This is a genomic window from [Clostridium] citroniae WAL-17108 (genome assembly GCF_000233455.1).
Classification (GTDB): Bacteria; Bacillota; Clostridia; order Lachnospirales; family Lachnospiraceae; genus Enterocloster; species Enterocloster citroniae.
On sequence record NZ_JH376420.1, the window covers coordinates 972544 to 989137 of the forward strand.

Below are 16594 nucleotides of genomic sequence, written 5' to 3' on the forward strand. Positions count from 1 at the left end.
AGACCGCTTACCTGGGCAAACATGTGGAGCAGCACGGCGTACTGGCACACATTCCAGCTGTTGGCCGTAAGCATGTCCTGGGAACGCTGGTTCAGTATTCCGTTCAGCGTGTGGCCGGACACATTAAATGTCATGCTGTAGGCACATGGGTAGAGGTTCATCTCGTGCAGGTCGTGGTGGTTGTAGATATTGGACATGATCCGCCTGCTTAAGGGGTTGTGCTTTAAGTCATAAAGGATGCGGTCCACCTGGTCGAAGTCTCCCTCCTTATAGTGATGCTTCACTCCCAGCTGGTATCCGTATGCCTTGCCGATGGAACCGTTCTCATCAGCCCAGGAATCCCATATATGGCTGTTTAGGTCGTGGATGTTGTTGGATTTCTTCTGCCATATCCAGAGCAGCTCGTCCACTGCTGATTTAAAAGCCGTACGCCTTAAGGTGATCACGGGAAATTCACCTGACAGATCGTAACGGTTAACAATTCCAAAACGCTTGATGGTATGGGCAGGAGCGCCGTCCTCCCACACGGGGCGGACCTGGCAGTCCGTATCCCATACACCATGGTCTAAAATATCCCTGCAATTCTGTATAAATATCTGGTCTGCATAACTCATGTACATTACTCCTTATACAAAAGGTCTTGCCAGCTTACGACAAAAGTCTTTTTATACATTTTCTTTATCTAACAATTCCTCGGCTTCTTCAATATCCGGGCAATCGGATGTATCTTTTACAATTCCTTCCAGACATTTAAAATACCAGTTCTTATGCTTATAAGCAGTAAACTTCTCTCTATTATCTATCCTGACCACTATGCCTTCCCTTACGTGTGTTTTTCCTATGGGATCGGGTCCATCAAAATATTTCTCTACACGTTTCATTAGGTCTTCCCATGTTGTAAAGAGAAATTTATCAAATGTGGGAACATACTTTACCCCCATCTTTTCGCACTCTATTTGAACTTGCTCCCATGGCAGTTCAACCACCGTACCATCTTCATTGGTTGCTGTCATACGATATACATATATGTCGCTCTTCCCAGGATCACAACCATATGAAAAGATCGTATCTTTGCCGTATCTCTTTTCAAATTCTTTGTCTTTGATGAGTTTGTTGGAGCATGTCCCCATTATTGTTTTTTCAGGACCCATCCAACCTACAATTTCATAAAAGACTTCAAATCCTTTTGGTAGCTTATTTGCAAAAAAGTCATGATATGGCTGCCTAAATGAATTGCTGCCATAATATTCACTGTCATATGACTTCAGAATAGTCCTTCTCGATCCACTTACGGCCCTGAACCGCCTAATTTCCTTGTCTTCTAGTTTAAATACCTTCTTGAGAACTAAATGGCGTTTTTTCTTTGTAACTTCAATTGTATTTGCTGTTCTGGCTGAAGTACCATGCATTTTCAGTGTTATGTAACAGGTATCTCCAACCTTAAATGCATTTTGATGATATGCAAGTTGTTCTGTATCAGTATGCTCAGCGAATAATGGATAAGAAACCGTATCTTTTATAGCGTGTCCCCTTTTTCCACTCTTCATTTGTTCATATTCTCTCATGGCATATGGATTTTTCCTTGGTATATACTTACAACATATCTCATGGCCATTTAGTACATTGATATGGTCGCCCTCTGAAAGAGTAGAAATATCAGTATACTTTGATAATACCTCTACCGGTAGTATTAAGCCGTCCGACTTTTCTCCCCTTAATTTAATGGCCGTTACATTTCTTTTCCCCGGATCCATATAACCACCGATATTGTTTCCATTTTCATCTTTCTTTCGGACCAAGTTATTGTCAGTTGCAAATTCCTCACTTAATTGTCCATCCGATGGAAAATAGATCACTTTCTGTTCTCTACTGTACGATAGATCAACAATGACATTGTTTCCAAAAACAGTCGCACATTGAAGCCGATCTGCATTACTGTGTTTATGCAGTTCTTTTATTGTCGTTATATATGCACAATACATATCTACTTTACCTCCTCATCAATCATTCCATCCAGGACAAGCATGACAACATATATTACAATTAATTCATCGTTGTTAACTGACTTATCCATGGATTCCATTAGATTGTCCAGCAGCTCATTAAACCACTCTTTCCTAATCATGAATGCTATTTTCCTTATCTGTTGAACCAAAACCGCCGATCCGTACTCCTGATGATCTATCATTTTTAGTTAATCCATATGGTATAAATACTCCCTGTGATATACCGTCACCTTCACCTATCTCAACCGTATGTTTCAACGAACTATCATTAATAAGTTTGATATGTATATGCCCCATATTGTCGGCATCATAATAGTCACTATCGATAATTCCAGTCGAGTTGATAAGCCTTAGTCCATGTTTAAAACCCAGCCCTGAGCGCATATAAATCATCAATACCCAACCATCATTTATTTTAGCCCGTATACCTGTTGGTATATTAATCACAGTATTTGGTAGCAATTTAAAACTAAGCGGACTGATAAAATCATATCCTGCACTACCCATTGTCTTTCTTTCTGGTAATATGATGCTTTCGTATATTTTTTTAATTTCTTTATCGCTGAATGTTCTATTTTCAAATGCCTTGTTCCAATCTTCTGCAAACTGCTCATAAGATACTTTTTCAAATTCCGCAATTCTATTCATTCTGTTCACCCAAATATTTTTACCATTTTCCTTTACATACTTCTCCAAAAGATTGAAGTTATGTCCTTTAATTTTCCATCTGATATTTGATAGAAAATCTGATTAGTACTCATCTGATTAAGTCCGCCGGTACGAGCTTTATAAGGACCTATCTTCAGATAATCTAAATATGGGACAAATTCCAGAAACACATCTGTTTCACTAAGCCCCGAATATATACAAGTCTTCAGTCCACTAGCTTTAATCAACTTAGTTAATTCAAACAATTCTTCTAGATTCTGGTCTCCACCCATTAGACAGACACATGTTACAAAATTCTTGTACTTTCCAATTATGCCTTCAATATCTTCAGTAATGTAATTCCCTCTATATTTCCAAAGATATTGGCTATGGCAGCCCTCACACTTATGAGGGCAACCACTAATATTAATTGCTAAAGAGGTTTCATTCGGTACTTCCTGAAATACTACACAATATCCTAAATATTTAAGAGGTTTATTCATAATATCTCCTAGAGGCCTCTATCTGGCGCGCCTCAGAAAACTTTGATATACGCTTAAGGTACCCAATGATCCTTGTAATGTAATCCAAATCAGTACTACCACATTTCTCGCACTGGAAAAGTCTGTGCTTGCTTATGTGATCACATTCGTTACATATGGTATTAGGAATATTAAAAGTAAAATATGGACATCCCACTTTTACCGCTCCTATCATAATTGTTTTATACTGGTCCTGAGTCAAATGCTCTGCCAAATTTTCATGAAAGGCACTCCCTCCATCGAGATACTGCGTAAACTTCTTCCCATGAAGCGTGAGTTTATCAAACACATTATTACTTTCATCTTCCACAGCATAAAAATAGCTATTATAGCAATCTCTCGGAACAAAGTATCCGTCTTCTCTATCCCACTTCGCATTCTTAACGCCCAAATTCTCAGCCGGGACAAATTCTGTATTGAACATAATTCCCTTTGACTTGTCTCTCTTATTAAGTTCATATATTGGGCGCAGTATCATCTCTCCATATTCCATATATTTATCATTTGGAGTTGGGGTAATACCAAGGAACTCAGCGCCCTCCACAAATCCATTGATTCCTATCGTAAGAAACTGCTTTTCCAAAGAAATATACCCAGCTTCATAAATAGACAATAGATGGTCATTAAAATAATCTTTGATTATCTCATTATATGCCAGCAGGTATTTATGCACTTTTTCCACTTGATTTGTTATTGCTTCATTAATGGGAATATTACGCTGAACAGCGTTTTGAACTAAACGATTAATATTAATTGTTATGACACCCTTTGACCCCGTAGACACCCCACCAGCTCCAAGAGTATATGAAAATGTATTGTCCTGCAGCTCATTTCTTAAACGGCAGCATGATGCTAAGCTATCAACGCTATCACTCGTATATGTGAAGAACGAATGGCCTTCCGCATACATTTTGGATGCAAACTCAAACCATTCCTGATCTACGTATGTTTCACCATCATTTAGAAGATTGAGAGTTTCAACAGGGAACGTCAAAACTTTCTTTAACCTCTCATTGTTAAGCCACTGCATAAATTCTTTTTGGAGCCAAGATACACTATCCCAATTAGGAAGGCTCCCATCTGGAAAAACAAAGTTATCAAAAATAACTTTAAAATAGTCCCTATCAAAATAAGCTATATTCCAAAAAACACTTTGGAAATTCCTCGCTCCTGCCGGCTGATCCAAAGAATAGACGCATTGGTCAAACTTAGATTCGATCACGTTTCTAATGCTTCTTTGCCGTAAACACATTGCTGAAGTAACCACCATATCCGGATGTTTATAGTATTCTTCTCCATATTCTTTACGGATGAAGTAATCCATATATGTTAGCCACTCCGGAGTAGAGACAGCTCCAGCAAATTGAGATGCAATCGCAAACACCAAATTAATAAATGCCCCACAAAACGAATCTAGATAACGTGGCGCACTTGATGTCCCACCAATCTGCTCCAATCCATTAAATAAAAATGGATACATTGTTATACTAACACAGTATGGAGATATGTTAGTCTCATCATGTTTATAAATCTCATGCTCCAGCAATTGGCGCATATACTCTCTAGCCAATTCTATTCCAAACATTTCCCGGATTTTATCGATCATTAGAAGTCTATTAATTCCGATATTATCACCCTTAGGTAGTTCTCCGCTTAATGTAGCAATATTCTTATTTTCTACATTTGCATTAGAATCAAATTTACTTCCAGTTGCTGCATTGCTGGATTTTCGGTAATTGTTTATAAACTCAATATCCTTGCGATAGCTTCTTTCGAGATTCTCTATAGTCATGCTAATTGTTTTATTGTCTATCATAGATACATTACCTAATGTCTTTCTACCCAAGACAATGCTTCCTGCATTCCCATGATGTTCCCATTCACTTCTAATCGTGGAGCCGACTGAATACCCAAACTAAGCATCTTTGAAATATCATTTTCTACGCTATATTCTATTTTATTTTTGTCCAGAATTTTCTTTAATTCAATACACTGGGGACACCCAGTAGTGTATAAAGTTATTTTATTCATTATTCTCCTTGTTCGAGCACAATTTATATATATTGGCAACTAAAGCAGTATAGAAAATCACTATTTCCTCTGTCCGACTAACCACAAAATCTCCTTAGATATATCATCAGGGCTTCTAGTATAGCTCGGATTTGAAATCACAAAATCCACTTCATCTTCAACACCATCAAATTGTCCAAGATCTCTTAAATTTCTATTAATACATTCATCAATGTCATCTCTTGTTTTAAGGGATTTAATTAGGCGATCACGCCGTGGAACATTTAGATAAAAAGATATAATTTTTATATTTCTATTCTTTTTAAGTTTTCTAAAACCGCTAGGGGTCACTACAGAAATCCCATTATCTATACAGTCGCAGGATGCTGTACCATACTTCCAATTATTATATTCCCCTGTTTCCGCAAACTCTCCTGCCTTCTCCATGGCTGCAAATAAGTTCTGAGCAACAAAATGGTAATCTATGCCATCTTTTTCTCCTTCTCTGGGCGGTCTTGTTGTATATGTAATAATCTGCTTCATTTTGCTATCATGCATAAGTCTTTCTGCTACAGAAGTCTTACCTGCTGCAGATTCTCCGAGAATACAAATCAATCTGTATTCCCCCATTTTATACGATCATTCATTGTAAGCTATTCAATTTCCTTTCCACATTTTATGCATCTTTTTTCTATCATATCTTCATAACAAGGAAAGCCCCAGTATTCCCCTCGTGGCTCTTGATATTTTCTTAACCACAGGTTACTCCCACATTTCGGGCATTTCTCCTCAATCATGATACTCGCAGTAAAATAGTTTTTCATTTCTTTATGGGCCAATATGATTCACACTTTCCATTACTTTTTATCTGGCCAATTGAAAAATCTACACATGACTGAAATTTCCCACCCGGAACATTATATCGCCAACATTTGCTCCTATATGGACACCTATTCGAATTACACTTAGTAACATCAGACACACCACCCCCTCCTTTCCTTCTTTTTGAAACATCCCATTCAGATCGCTATTTTTCCATCCCATTGATCTAGCTGTCTTATTGATTTCGAGAAAGCTTCTGCTACCATAAAATCATTGTCCTTCATTGATTGTATTACCCATTTAATTAATTCAACCAGATTAACTGGTGTATTCGAACTCTTAACTCTGGTCCCTATCAAATTCTCGAATGAATCAAACACTTTTACTTGATAATCATAAAGGCATCCAGATGGATGGATTTCAATCCTCACATTATAATTCATGCCATAAATATCAATCACTTTATCCAAAACCATTGAACTCATTTAATTCACTTCACCTATTCCTTTCCGAAATTTTTATAGATGGGGAATTGTTCACTCGAATCGAGTCTAGAAAACAAAAGATAATATATCCTTGTATGAGACATTATAGCACTTTATTAGTGATATGTCAATTGATATCATTTTAAAAGTTTTTATTGCAATCCCTAATATGAGAATCACCTCACCCTTTTGTATCATTAGGCCTCATAACTTCTATAATTGCTTTACCTCCCTATTTCTGTTATACTGACCTCTATCTTGATATTTTTTTCTCATTTGATCCTTACTTCAAAAGTCCTTTGATATTCTTCTTGAGAATTATATAAGACCCAAACCATATTGTAGCACTTTGTCCTCGCTCACATATATTATATTAACTATCAAAAAAGCGAGGTGAATATTTTGGCCATTATAAATAAACTTGACAATACTGCCAGCGTAACATATGGTGGCAATCCAATAAATAGTAACTCTGTTTCGACTGTCTTGCTTCTCCAACCGACATTGCTTAAAGCAGTTGATAAGCTTACCGCTAGTATTGGTGATACCTTAACCTATACTATTACAGTGACTAATGTAAGCTTAAGTACTTTAACGAATTTACCATTTACAGATACAATTCCAGCTGGTGCCACATTTGTAACTGGATCATTTACGGTCAATGGTACAGCAGCAACACCAACAGTAACTAATAATACCCTGACATACACGATACCTAGCATTGCTTCGCTTGGTACAGCCAGTATACAGTTTCAAGTTAAGGTTGTTGGAGGTACCACCTAATAATTATCAAATAGTATCGTATTACCAATACTTTGACAATACTTTTATTTTTGCAATCTATCTTTTTAAATACGGAACTAAATGTTATGTAGAATGGTCCGATATTAATATTTTCAGTAATTTGACATACACAAACTCATATCTTCTATTCGATTGCTCTCCATAGTCAAATAACTGTGGTGAGCAATTTAGACCTAGCTTTCATTGCCTATATTTTATTCGTCTACTTCTAATCCCCTCTTATAAAAAATAGTAATGGATTCAAATTGTTTTTTCGGCTTTATTATAGGCGCGATAGTGCAGGCGACACCGATGAATAGGGCTTTTAATGTTTTTCCAGCCAGTATTTTTGAGGTGTTTGCAAAGTATGAACTACCCAGAATCCCACCCAATTCCCACCCTGATTTTATAAAGACTTGAAACATGATATAAGGATACACAGAATAACTTGACAGATCCAACGTTTGAATTTAGAGTAAAAGAAAGAAGAGTGTTTGCCTTTGGCGGATAAGGTGTATTTGACAAATTTGAATTTAAGGGAGGATAAATAAGAAATGGATTCTATTGAAAATGCAAATAAAAGCTATTTTGAATGCTTTGCTTTTGGCGATAGCCCCGAAATGGCGGATGAACTTCTGGCGCTGGTACTTACTGGAAAGAAAACTGCAACAGTCTCTATTGTATTGGAGGACGAACAGACCCCAAATGTTGGCGATTTATCGCTTGTACTCGATGGGCGCGGCAGTCCAGCCTGTGTGATAAAGACGGTGTATCTTGAAACTGTCAAATTTTACGATTTAACCTGGGATATGGTCAAACTTGAGGGTGAGGACGAAAACTTTGAACAATGGAAGTCGGGCAATATACGTTATTGGACACGAGACGCTGCCAAGCGCGGTTATACTTTTACCAATCAAACACCTATTACATTTGAACGTTTCGAGGTTGTTGAGGTGTTATAACGAAAAAAAAGGTAACACTCTACATAAAAGCCTTTAGGAACGACAACTTCTAGTTTGTCGAACTGATTTATTACGCCTTCTTGGAAAAAGGCGCATTTCTCATTTTGCTGTCTTCAATACTGGCAAGCAGGGCACAATGGTACACACCGTTGTACGTTTCCATTTTCCGCTTTGCGAAAACTGTTCAAACCGCCTATTGCCCCTCCCAATTTTAATGGGTTACCTGATACCCTAAATTGTGGAGTTCTGTCTAAAAATCTATGTTACCCTGGATATAGCGAATAATAGACGAAATCTCATTCAATCGGATGATATGGTATATGGAAGAAAATCAGGTGAAAGGTATTTAGCAGGGATTATAAATACCTTTTTGTTGCATCTGTATCCCCATTTTGCCCCTAATCTTCTTGTTTATCATGTAACTCAATGTCTTTATCTAACTCCACCTGTAAGTTCCCACACTTAGGGCAATACACCATAGGACCGATATCTTCACACTCTTTAAACATTAAATTATAGCCTCTCAGGCAAACTATCTTATCTATACCGTAATCGGTCAAGATAGCCAATCTCATACATGTTCCACAAACATTGCAATTCATTTTAATCTCCTTTTTTCTCGTTTACACGACACACTGTATAATCACATCCAGCCATCCTTTCAATACTGAAGTTATGAAAAAAACTTCTATCAGGACTTCTATCAGGAAATGATACGATGTCCACCAGTCTTTCTCCAAGGAACACCCCTGCCCATCCGGAATTACAATCTTCAATTACAGTTATATACTCTGATGCATCAACATGGTCATAGATTGTCTCCAATCCCAGCAGAAAGGTTCCTTGCTGCTGAGGAAACATACACATTTTGAAATCAGGGTGTTGCCTTATGGATCGATATGGTTCCTTTCTCTTAATCTTATTCCAAAAACGCTCCTGAATGAGCGGCAAACATGGTAATGTCATTATTTTTCCTCCATTTATATTTTTTTCTATTCGTTACAGTTCATTCCACTTCCTACTTCCTATTTCAATAAGTTCCTTAAGAAATATTGCATTGTTCCTACTATAAATACTGCACTGTATCGCGGATCTGGCATAAATATAATTTCTAAACCATATCGCGAATTAAAAGAATGAAGAGATGCCGTAAAACTTTTTGAACCATAATCGGTATTATATTTTCCGTCAACAATATCAAAGTAGTTACATCCTTCGATTAACAAATATTTTCTCTTTGCTCTAGATAGCGAAAACTCCTCCTCAAATCTAGTTCTAGTTCTTGTAAAACAGCCGGAGAGTTCCTCAGCCGAGTTCTTTCTTTCGATAAATATTTCATTGTAGAAGTATTTATCTCTTATAATTCCAAACTCAGGGTCCGCTGGTAGCATAAAACTATAATCCCCGCAAGGCATCCCTATCTTTTTATGAAGCACGTTATGTTTATCCAAATAAGTCGTTATATGACTATTCTTTTGTTCTCTACTGTCCGTTAAAATTACCATGGATTTAATCATTCTATCGATTTCCGCATCTGTATATTTTTGTCTATCTAACATACCTGCTCCAACTGTATTTTTGAATAATCATTAATCCACGTATTGAATACTCCAGGTATTTCAATCCATTCATCATCTACTTTCTTTACGGCCAATTCCTTCTTAAAGCTTTTTATATATATAATATCTCCTTTATCTATCGGGCATTGATCAAATCCAACAACAATTTCCTTTTTTCTACAATCCCTTTTCTTATGTATTTTAAATTCCTTTTTCTGCCCGGTAGACAAGCAGTAACCTAAAATCTTAGGAGAATACTTTGTATCTATATCCAGAACCATACAATAGCGGGGATCAAACTCGGGATTTACATAATCTATATAATCCAGGACTTCGAGCTGAAACTTCAATAGTATACCCACACCATATTCATCATCTGGGACATATTGGGCTAATTCTTTTACAAGACCGATCCAGTTAAGATTTGTATACTGTTTTTTGCTAATGTTCCCTTTAGGAGTAATATCTGATGCGAATTTTTGGATGTCAATGTTTTCCAAACCAAGTTCAGGAATAGACGCTTTAGGAATTGTTGACAGACCATCACCACTGCTGCCGGCCCATCTATTATAGATTTCAAGAATATTAAGAAGTTTTTTAATAGATCCATATTTTTTAAAATACCCGATTTTTACAAGATTCTTAAATACTGTAGCATTTATTTGAGTCCCCTTGATAGCTCTTCTTATTTCAACAAAATCATCTAACCCGCTATTGCTAATAGACATCATATCTTTTACAACATTAACACCTATGCCTTTTATGCTGGCCAAATTAGGATAAATAATTCTTTCTTCATCATCCACTACAAATTGAGAATTATCTTTTCCGTATGCAAATTCTCCCATCTTATAGTCAAAAAAGTTCATGGCCTCTTTTTGTAAAGCAGCAATTTTGTCCTTATCATTTTTTCCCTGATAATGATTCAATGTTACTTCGTAAAATTTTGATGTATAATGAGCTTTGAACCAAGCCTCATATAATGAATCAAACGCCATTGCTAAAGCATGAGGAGCATTAAAGGAGTATCTTGCACTATCTTTTATTACTTTGTAGACGGGAATAAAGTTATTGAGATTGCCAATGTTTCTAAGCCAATGTTCTTTTAAGCTATTCTCTATCTTTTCAAGTTCTTTACCCTTCAGCTTTTTCTTGCTGATTCCTTTTATGGTATCATAACTTTCTTTCATTTCTATGCCAAGATACGCAAATATCCTCATTACAGCTTCTTGATATAACATGTAATGAAAACTGTCTTCCAAAAGCTCATCTATAGCACTTTCACCATTTGAATATTCAATCCGGTCTAAGAATCCGTTAATTAAAGATTTGAAGCCAGGTCGTATGCCAGCTATAAAGGCAGCTAATTCTTTAATATGCCTTGGCCTATACCTCATCACTTTCCTTGTCGTAGATTCTTTTTCACATTGATTCAGACAACAAGTAATGCCCCGAGCATACATATTCCATGTTGCACTATCGTTTTGAACCATTCGTCTTAATTGATTTACTGTAGGTACTTCCATACCAATGCTATGATAAAGTTTGTAAATAATCCCCACCACATCAACAATTAAATAATCATTCTTGACATAACCATATGCATCCAGCATATTGCCTTCCACACACGCAACCAAGACGGAGCGCCCAGTACTTTCAGAACAGCACCGAATAAGACCTATTTCATATCTTATATCCCCATAGCCAATAACATTTTTTTGATTTGGATTCCCATTAAAGATTAGATGTCCGCAAGCGTGAACTTTTGCCTGCTCAATAATTCCTTGATACGGTTTACTATCGTTAAACACTTTTAATAACTTAGGGTCGGTTATGTAATCTTCAATGAATATTCTCTTTTTATCCTCTTCGTCATCGGCATCCTTTAATGCATTATTGTAAAGTTCAATGCATGCAGTAATCTCATTTGCAATGCTTGGAGATATACCTTTAATATCCGCATAAAGTTTAAATCCTGACTTTTCTCCAAATTTCCCAACAGCCAAAAGTGGATAACATCCCTCTTCCCCCAGAAGTGATTTACTCGCACCTACAAAGGGCTCCTGAGCTGCACAGTTTAAATCCACATCTGGCATTTGATGAGAAGATTGTATTCTTTCTTTTGTAATAAATCGCTCAGGATAAATTGGCACTTCTGACTCAAAGCGATCCATAGTTGTAAACCCTAATAGCTTACTGGTATAGTATGAACTAGCACTTCCCCTGGAGGTTGTCGTTAATTGCCCTCCGTAGTCCACGGATGTTGCTAACTTTATAATATGGTAATCATCCAGGAAATAGTCTGCTGTCCCACTTTCCACAATTTGGCTTATTTCATACTTTAGTCCTTCTAACCTTTCTGGTGATTGGTTTTCTTCTTTTTCATACTGCCCGTAAAGAAGTTGCCTTAAAATCTTGACCCGTTCATCATAACTGTATTTCTGATATTGTGGCAGTATTGGTATTTTAAAACTTGTATCGATCTCAATATCATCCACTCCTGAAACAAATACATGGGTATTCATCATAGCATAAACTATTTCATCCGGTGGCAACACATTTTGTTGCATCATCCGTCTAAACACCTCATCACCATTAGGAAAATCCATATGCCATCCACTTTCCTCTGGATAACGAATACCTTTCCTTTGAAGCAGATTCTCTCTTTTTATATGGTCTTCTTCATTTAAATAATGAGTATCTAAACCGATGATAGTTTGGATACCATACCTTTTAGAAAGCTCATATATTTTGCTATTCAATTCTTTTTGTGCTGGTGTATTATTAGCTTGGTATTCTAAAAAAAAATGATTTCTAAAATGCTTCCATATTTTCAGCCAAATATCTTCCGCATCATCATACTTCCACCCAGCGATGCATGCGCTTGTAACATAGACATCATCATAATCCAATGAAAACAATAGATTCAGATCTATACGTGGCTTACCATAAAACCCACTAACATTAGCCTCTGATAAAATATAATTTAGTTTTCTCATTGCATTGTAGTTTCTAGCAACAATTACAATATGACAATTCGATCTATCTTTCGCAAATCTGTCTTTAACCCAATATGCCTCGGTAGAATAACAAAACTTCAGTGGCGCATTATAACCATGTGCTTCTCTCCACTTTTCATTCTGAGTTGCCCTACACTTATCATATATGTATAACCACTCGCCTTGATAACCATGTTCTCCAGAAAAGAAACATCTGCATCCATAGCTGTTTAGATAATCCATAAACTCTTCAACACTGGTCGCAGAATCAATTTGAACCAAGTTTGACCATGTTGTATGTTTATGGTAATTCTCCATCACCATCTTTTTTTCTAGCCACTCATCCGGATTATATGGAAACTCAAATTTCAAACGTGGTAGGACATTCTCTATTAATTTGTGTCTATTTAACCCTATCACCTCATGGCTTTCTTATGTTATATTCACATTCAAACCTATAATTACATAATTCACGACACTGCATATATGTTGACCATTCTTTAAAAGACTTATCTTTATATATTTTACTAATTATCCTTTTGGCCCATACAATGCACTCACTTAAATTGTTTTCATTAAAATCTATAATGGATAATTTGCCATTATCTTTAAAATGATGCCAGACTATTTTATTCGGATAGTCTCCTATTTCATCTTTTATACCTTTGCAATATAAATACATTTGATGACTATAGGCAGTAAAATTCTCTTCTTGGCTTTTTAATATACTACCATCTTTCTTGAAAAACGAGGGAGATGATTTATGATCTACAAGAATCAATTCACCAGTCAACTTATTTCTCAGCAGCAGATCAACAAAACCAATAAAGTTTCTACTTCCAATCTTAAAGTTTAGTTTTCTTTCTACCCATATCACTTCATACTTTTTTAAAAATGTATCATCACAAATACACAGATAATCCAAACAAGAATCGAAAGTTTTATCCATAGTACTCATCTTTGTGTAATCTGTTATCTGATTATAAAATGCAAGGTATTTTGCTGGAGCTTCATCGAGTGAAATCTTCTCCTCCTCCAAAAGTTGAAATATTTTGTGCATTATTTTGCCATTTTCAGCATAGAAATTACTGGTTCCTTCCCTTTCTTCTATTTTATAAAGATAGAATGAATAGGGGCATAACTCATACATATGAAGCGTAGAAAATGACCATACGATTTTATCTAAAGTATTCTTATAGGGTGATGCCATTAAGTTTCCCTGACCATGTCTGTCGGTTATATGATGAGTTTTTTTCTCTCAATATTTTATCGTTTTGATAAGAAGAGATTTTTTCTCTAAGTTTTTGTTTCTTCTTACTATTTACACCTAGCATAAGTCCTCCTTATTTGACTAACAATTCTTTGTTAATATACTCTTATTTTACTTTGATAAAGTCTCTCAAATATATCCTTTCCTCTGTCCATGGGGCTTTCCTTCTCCTTAAGCAAATTATTTCTATCAAAAATAACCCAAACATTCTTGTAATGAACCAACTTCCGGGCCTCCTTAATAGTATCATCCCATGTCACATCTTTATCAAAAGCTAAGACAACATTAGAACATGGCGCCGCGAGAATTTTTCTCATCATTGGTATTGTAATACTATTTGTTCCAAGTGAGCTGCTCCATCCATAGCCATATGAATAGGCAGCCATTGATGATTTTTCAGCTTCTGGTAATATAATTTCACTTTTTTCTTTAATTATAGCCTTGGTAAGATGGTATCCGAACAGTATATCTGAGACACCTAACTTGTAGTAATATACATACTTTCTAAGCCCAAGTATTTTCCAATTAGGTGCATATGTTCTCCCCTTAATACTAATAAGGTTTCCATTTTCATCGTATATCGGAATGAGCCATCTTTTGTTATTCACATCATCCCTAATACCATATAATCTTTGTGTTTTAGAATTAATTCCCTCGTGCACCCATTCATCTACTACAATAGGTTTATACTGAGCCAGTATACTTTTATCAAGAATATCATGCTCACTATAATCCAACTCGCTCTTCATGATATGCCTTTTTTCATTTCGAATATCCTTTAATAATCCAAATTCTGCTGGACAATATAAAATACCATCATTTCCAATTCCAAGCTGGTTACAGAGCCAGTCAAGAGCATCGTAGAAATTACATTTTCGGATAAACTGAACCAATGTAAATATGTCCTTTATTTCATAATCCCCAAATCCAGATCTAGAATATATATGGCAAGGCAGATATGGGGTGTGCCTTATTGAAACACTATTAATGGTAACTCCATCTGGTAAAGCACATCTTATTTCTTCATATCCATAATGAGGATTAATGTGGTGACACCCTAGATTCTCTAGTATGCGTATCAGCTCATCTGTATTATTATAAAGCCTATCCTTTACTTGGTCTTTTGAAGTCACCGCTCCTCCTCTATTCCAAGTTAGTCATCAAATGGTGATCCTGATGGCGTATGCTGTTTTTTACATTCATCTATTGTCAAGATATGACCTTTAAACACAAAATCCAGATATTCTCCTTCATCTGTAAAGTCGCCATTTCGATTAAATCTTATCTCCATACAATAGTTTCCACATTCCCTGCCATCATTTTGTATCTCTTCAGGTGTCTTGATCCTCATGAATACTCCTGTACTGGCGTAGCGCTCCAACTTGTCAGAATCAGCGATTTCCATATTTCTGTTAAGCTGAGCAAATGCAATACCCGGAATATCCAATGCACCTAAAACTTTATTCTTTATAGCATCACACCAATTCCCCAACTCATTTGACATATTTGCCGAATCATTGTTTTTCCCCGTGGTGTCCTTGAAATAATCATAAATAAAAAAGTCCATACGACCTTGGTTATGAAGTATCTTGCATTCCGTAACCACTTTCCCGTGCGTCCAGTTTGGATCATATTTATGTACGAGAGGTTGATTTTTAATCCACTCCATTGCAGACCTAATGGCTTCCTCCTCCTCTTGACCATAATCTCCTGACTTAATGATAGCTTCAGGTATCTGCGTTATGTGAGATAATAAGCGTGTAAAGAATTTTCTATCAGACATTTCAGTATCAAAATACACAACCGCATATCCTAGCTTTAAAACATGTACTGTCTCATTTAATGCAATCACTGACTTTCCAGTCTTCCGCCTAGCTGAATATAATACCAGTTCACCTTTTTCATACGTAAAATACTGCCTAAGGCAAGGCCAGCGTGAGGGAATACCATATGTTCCGTCAGGGTTTCTGCCATCTACGATTTCACTCCATAGGTCATTAACTTTACTGGAGAAATTGTCAATTTGCTCATCTGCAATATAATTTACAGCTAACCCATCCAACATATTCATTACATCAAGGTTAATCTGGCCAATATCATCCGTGGCGTCAGATAAGCAACGGCTCTCAAATTTACGGAGTTCCTGGCAAAGCTGCCTTTTAAATCCCAGTGCAATAACTCGATTAGCCAGCATTTTATATTCTTCAATGCTTGATCTGGCTATGATAGAAGCATTGTCAATTATTTCAGATAATTGCTTTTCATAACCAATTCCCATAATGGAGCTTTTATCTTTGTGCGAGTTAATCTGAATCAATATATTTCTTACATCAACTTTTGATATGCCTTGTTCCATAAGTTTTTGTATAGACCAATATAATATTCCATTGCGAAGATCATAAAAATGATGATCTCTTAAATTTGTTTCATATAAGAATTCAGGGTGCAGAATCAAAGTACATACCACCCCGTTCTCAGCACTTATATCAAAAGGTAGTTCCAATTACT

Annotated in this window: 17 protein-coding genes; 2 read left to right on the forward strand and 15 right to left on the reverse strand. The window is 36.2% G+C overall.

Going from position 1 to position 16594, the window contains the following annotated elements; genetic code table 11:
- The 9 genes from HMPREF9469_RS04275 to HMPREF9469_RS04310 all read right to left on the reverse strand — a co-directional run.
- The coding region (locus HMPREF9469_RS04275) for a thymidylate synthase (protein ID WP_007859487.1) at window positions 1–614 on the reverse strand (614 nt) is incomplete at its 3' end.
- A 51-nt stretch (window positions 615–665) separates the two neighbouring features.
- Window positions 666–1982 carry an RNA ligase family protein gene (locus tag HMPREF9469_RS04280; protein ID WP_007859489.1) on the reverse strand — a complete coding sequence of 439 codons (1317 nt, stop codon included), beginning with the start codon at window positions 1980–1982 and terminating at the stop codon, window positions 666–668.
- Between the two features lie 2 nt (window positions 1983–1984).
- A complete protein-coding gene (locus HMPREF9469_RS31890; protein ID WP_007859491.1) occupies window positions 1985–2125 on the reverse strand; it encodes a hypothetical protein in 141 nt (46 codons plus the stop codon).
- On the reverse strand, window positions 2118–2654 hold the full coding sequence (locus HMPREF9469_RS04285) for a dCTP deaminase/dUTPase family protein (protein WP_040414960.1): 537 nt from the start codon (window positions 2652–2654) through the stop codon (window positions 2118–2120). Before HMPREF9469_RS04285 ends, HMPREF9469_RS31890 begins: the two co-directional genes overlap by 8 nt.
- Window positions 2655–2686: 32 nt before the next feature.
- Window positions 2687–3157 carry an anaerobic ribonucleoside-triphosphate reductase activating protein gene (nrdG, locus tag HMPREF9469_RS04290; RefSeq protein WP_007859493.1) on the reverse strand — a complete coding sequence of 157 codons (471 nt, stop codon included), beginning with the start codon at window positions 3155–3157 and terminating at the stop codon, window positions 2687–2689.
- Window positions 3150–5042: an anaerobic ribonucleoside-triphosphate reductase gene (gene nrdD / locus HMPREF9469_RS04295; RefSeq protein ID WP_007859494.1), complete on the reverse strand. Its 1893-nt coding sequence runs from the start codon at window positions 5040–5042 to the stop codon at window positions 3150–3152. The genes nrdG and nrdD overlap by 8 nt, the downstream gene beginning before the upstream one ends.
- Window positions 5024–5227, reverse strand: coding sequence for a glutaredoxin family protein (locus tag HMPREF9469_RS34015; protein ID WP_007859495.1), 204 nt, complete (start codon window positions 5225–5227; stop codon window positions 5024–5026). The genes nrdD and HMPREF9469_RS34015 overlap by 19 nt, the downstream gene beginning before the upstream one ends.
- Window positions 5228–5287: 60 nt before the next feature.
- The gene (locus tag HMPREF9469_RS30530; protein ID WP_050814434.1) at window positions 5288–5836 is read right to left on the reverse strand and encodes a guanylate kinase; all 549 of its coding nucleotides are present in this window, start codon (window positions 5834–5836) and stop codon (window positions 5288–5290) included.
- Window positions 5837–6225: 389 nt separating this feature from the next.
- A complete protein-coding gene (locus HMPREF9469_RS04310) occupies window positions 6226–6513 on the reverse strand; it encodes a hypothetical protein (RefSeq protein WP_040414964.1) in 288 nt (95 codons plus the stop codon).
- 393 nt (window positions 6514–6906) lie between these two features.
- On the opposite strand from HMPREF9469_RS04310, the gene HMPREF9469_RS31075 reads away from it, so the two are divergent.
- Both HMPREF9469_RS31075 and HMPREF9469_RS04315 read left to right on the forward strand, forming a co-directional pair.
- Window positions 6907–7296 carry a DUF11 domain-containing protein gene (locus tag HMPREF9469_RS31075; protein ID WP_227884032.1) on the forward strand — a complete coding sequence of 130 codons (390 nt, stop codon included), beginning with the start codon at window positions 6907–6909 and terminating at the stop codon, window positions 7294–7296.
- A gap of 554 nt (window positions 7297–7850) precedes the next feature.
- The gene (locus tag HMPREF9469_RS04315) at window positions 7851–8258 is read left to right on the forward strand and encodes an ASCH domain-containing protein (protein ID WP_007859502.1); all 408 of its coding nucleotides are present in this window, start codon (window positions 7851–7853) and stop codon (window positions 8256–8258) included.
- Between the two features lie 603 nt (window positions 8259–8861).
- Here HMPREF9469_RS04315 and HMPREF9469_RS04325 read toward each other — a convergent pair.
- From HMPREF9469_RS04325 to HMPREF9469_RS04350, 6 genes are all read right to left on the reverse strand, one after another.
- A complete protein-coding gene (locus HMPREF9469_RS04325) occupies window positions 8862–9224 on the reverse strand; it encodes a hypothetical protein (RefSeq protein WP_007859506.1) in 363 nt (120 codons plus the stop codon).
- Between the two features lie 59 nt (window positions 9225–9283).
- Entirely contained in the window at window positions 9284–9817 is a 534-nt protein-coding gene (locus HMPREF9469_RS04330) for an ERCC4 domain-containing protein (protein ID WP_007859514.1), read from the reverse strand.
- Window positions 9811–13236: a PHP domain-containing protein gene (locus tag HMPREF9469_RS04335; protein ID WP_040414968.1), complete on the reverse strand. Its 3426-nt coding sequence runs from the start codon at window positions 13234–13236 to the stop codon at window positions 9811–9813. Before HMPREF9469_RS04335 ends, HMPREF9469_RS04330 begins: the two co-directional genes overlap by 7 nt.
- Window position 13237: 1 nt before the next feature.
- Window positions 13238–14026, reverse strand: a complete 789-nt coding sequence (locus tag HMPREF9469_RS04340) for a PD-(D/E)XK nuclease family protein (protein ID WP_007859518.1) — start codon at window positions 14024–14026, stop codon at window positions 13238–13240.
- 155 nt (window positions 14027–14181) lie between these two features.
- The gene (locus HMPREF9469_RS04345; RefSeq protein ID WP_007859522.1) at window positions 14182–15219 is read right to left on the reverse strand and encodes a hypothetical protein; all 1038 of its coding nucleotides are present in this window, start codon (window positions 15217–15219) and stop codon (window positions 14182–14184) included.
- Between the two features lie 20 nt (window positions 15220–15239).
- Window positions 15240–16589, reverse strand: coding sequence for a DnaB-like helicase C-terminal domain-containing protein (locus HMPREF9469_RS04350; RefSeq protein WP_007859524.1), 1350 nt, complete (start codon window positions 16587–16589; stop codon window positions 15240–15242).
- Window positions 16590–16594 lie beyond the last annotated feature (5 nt).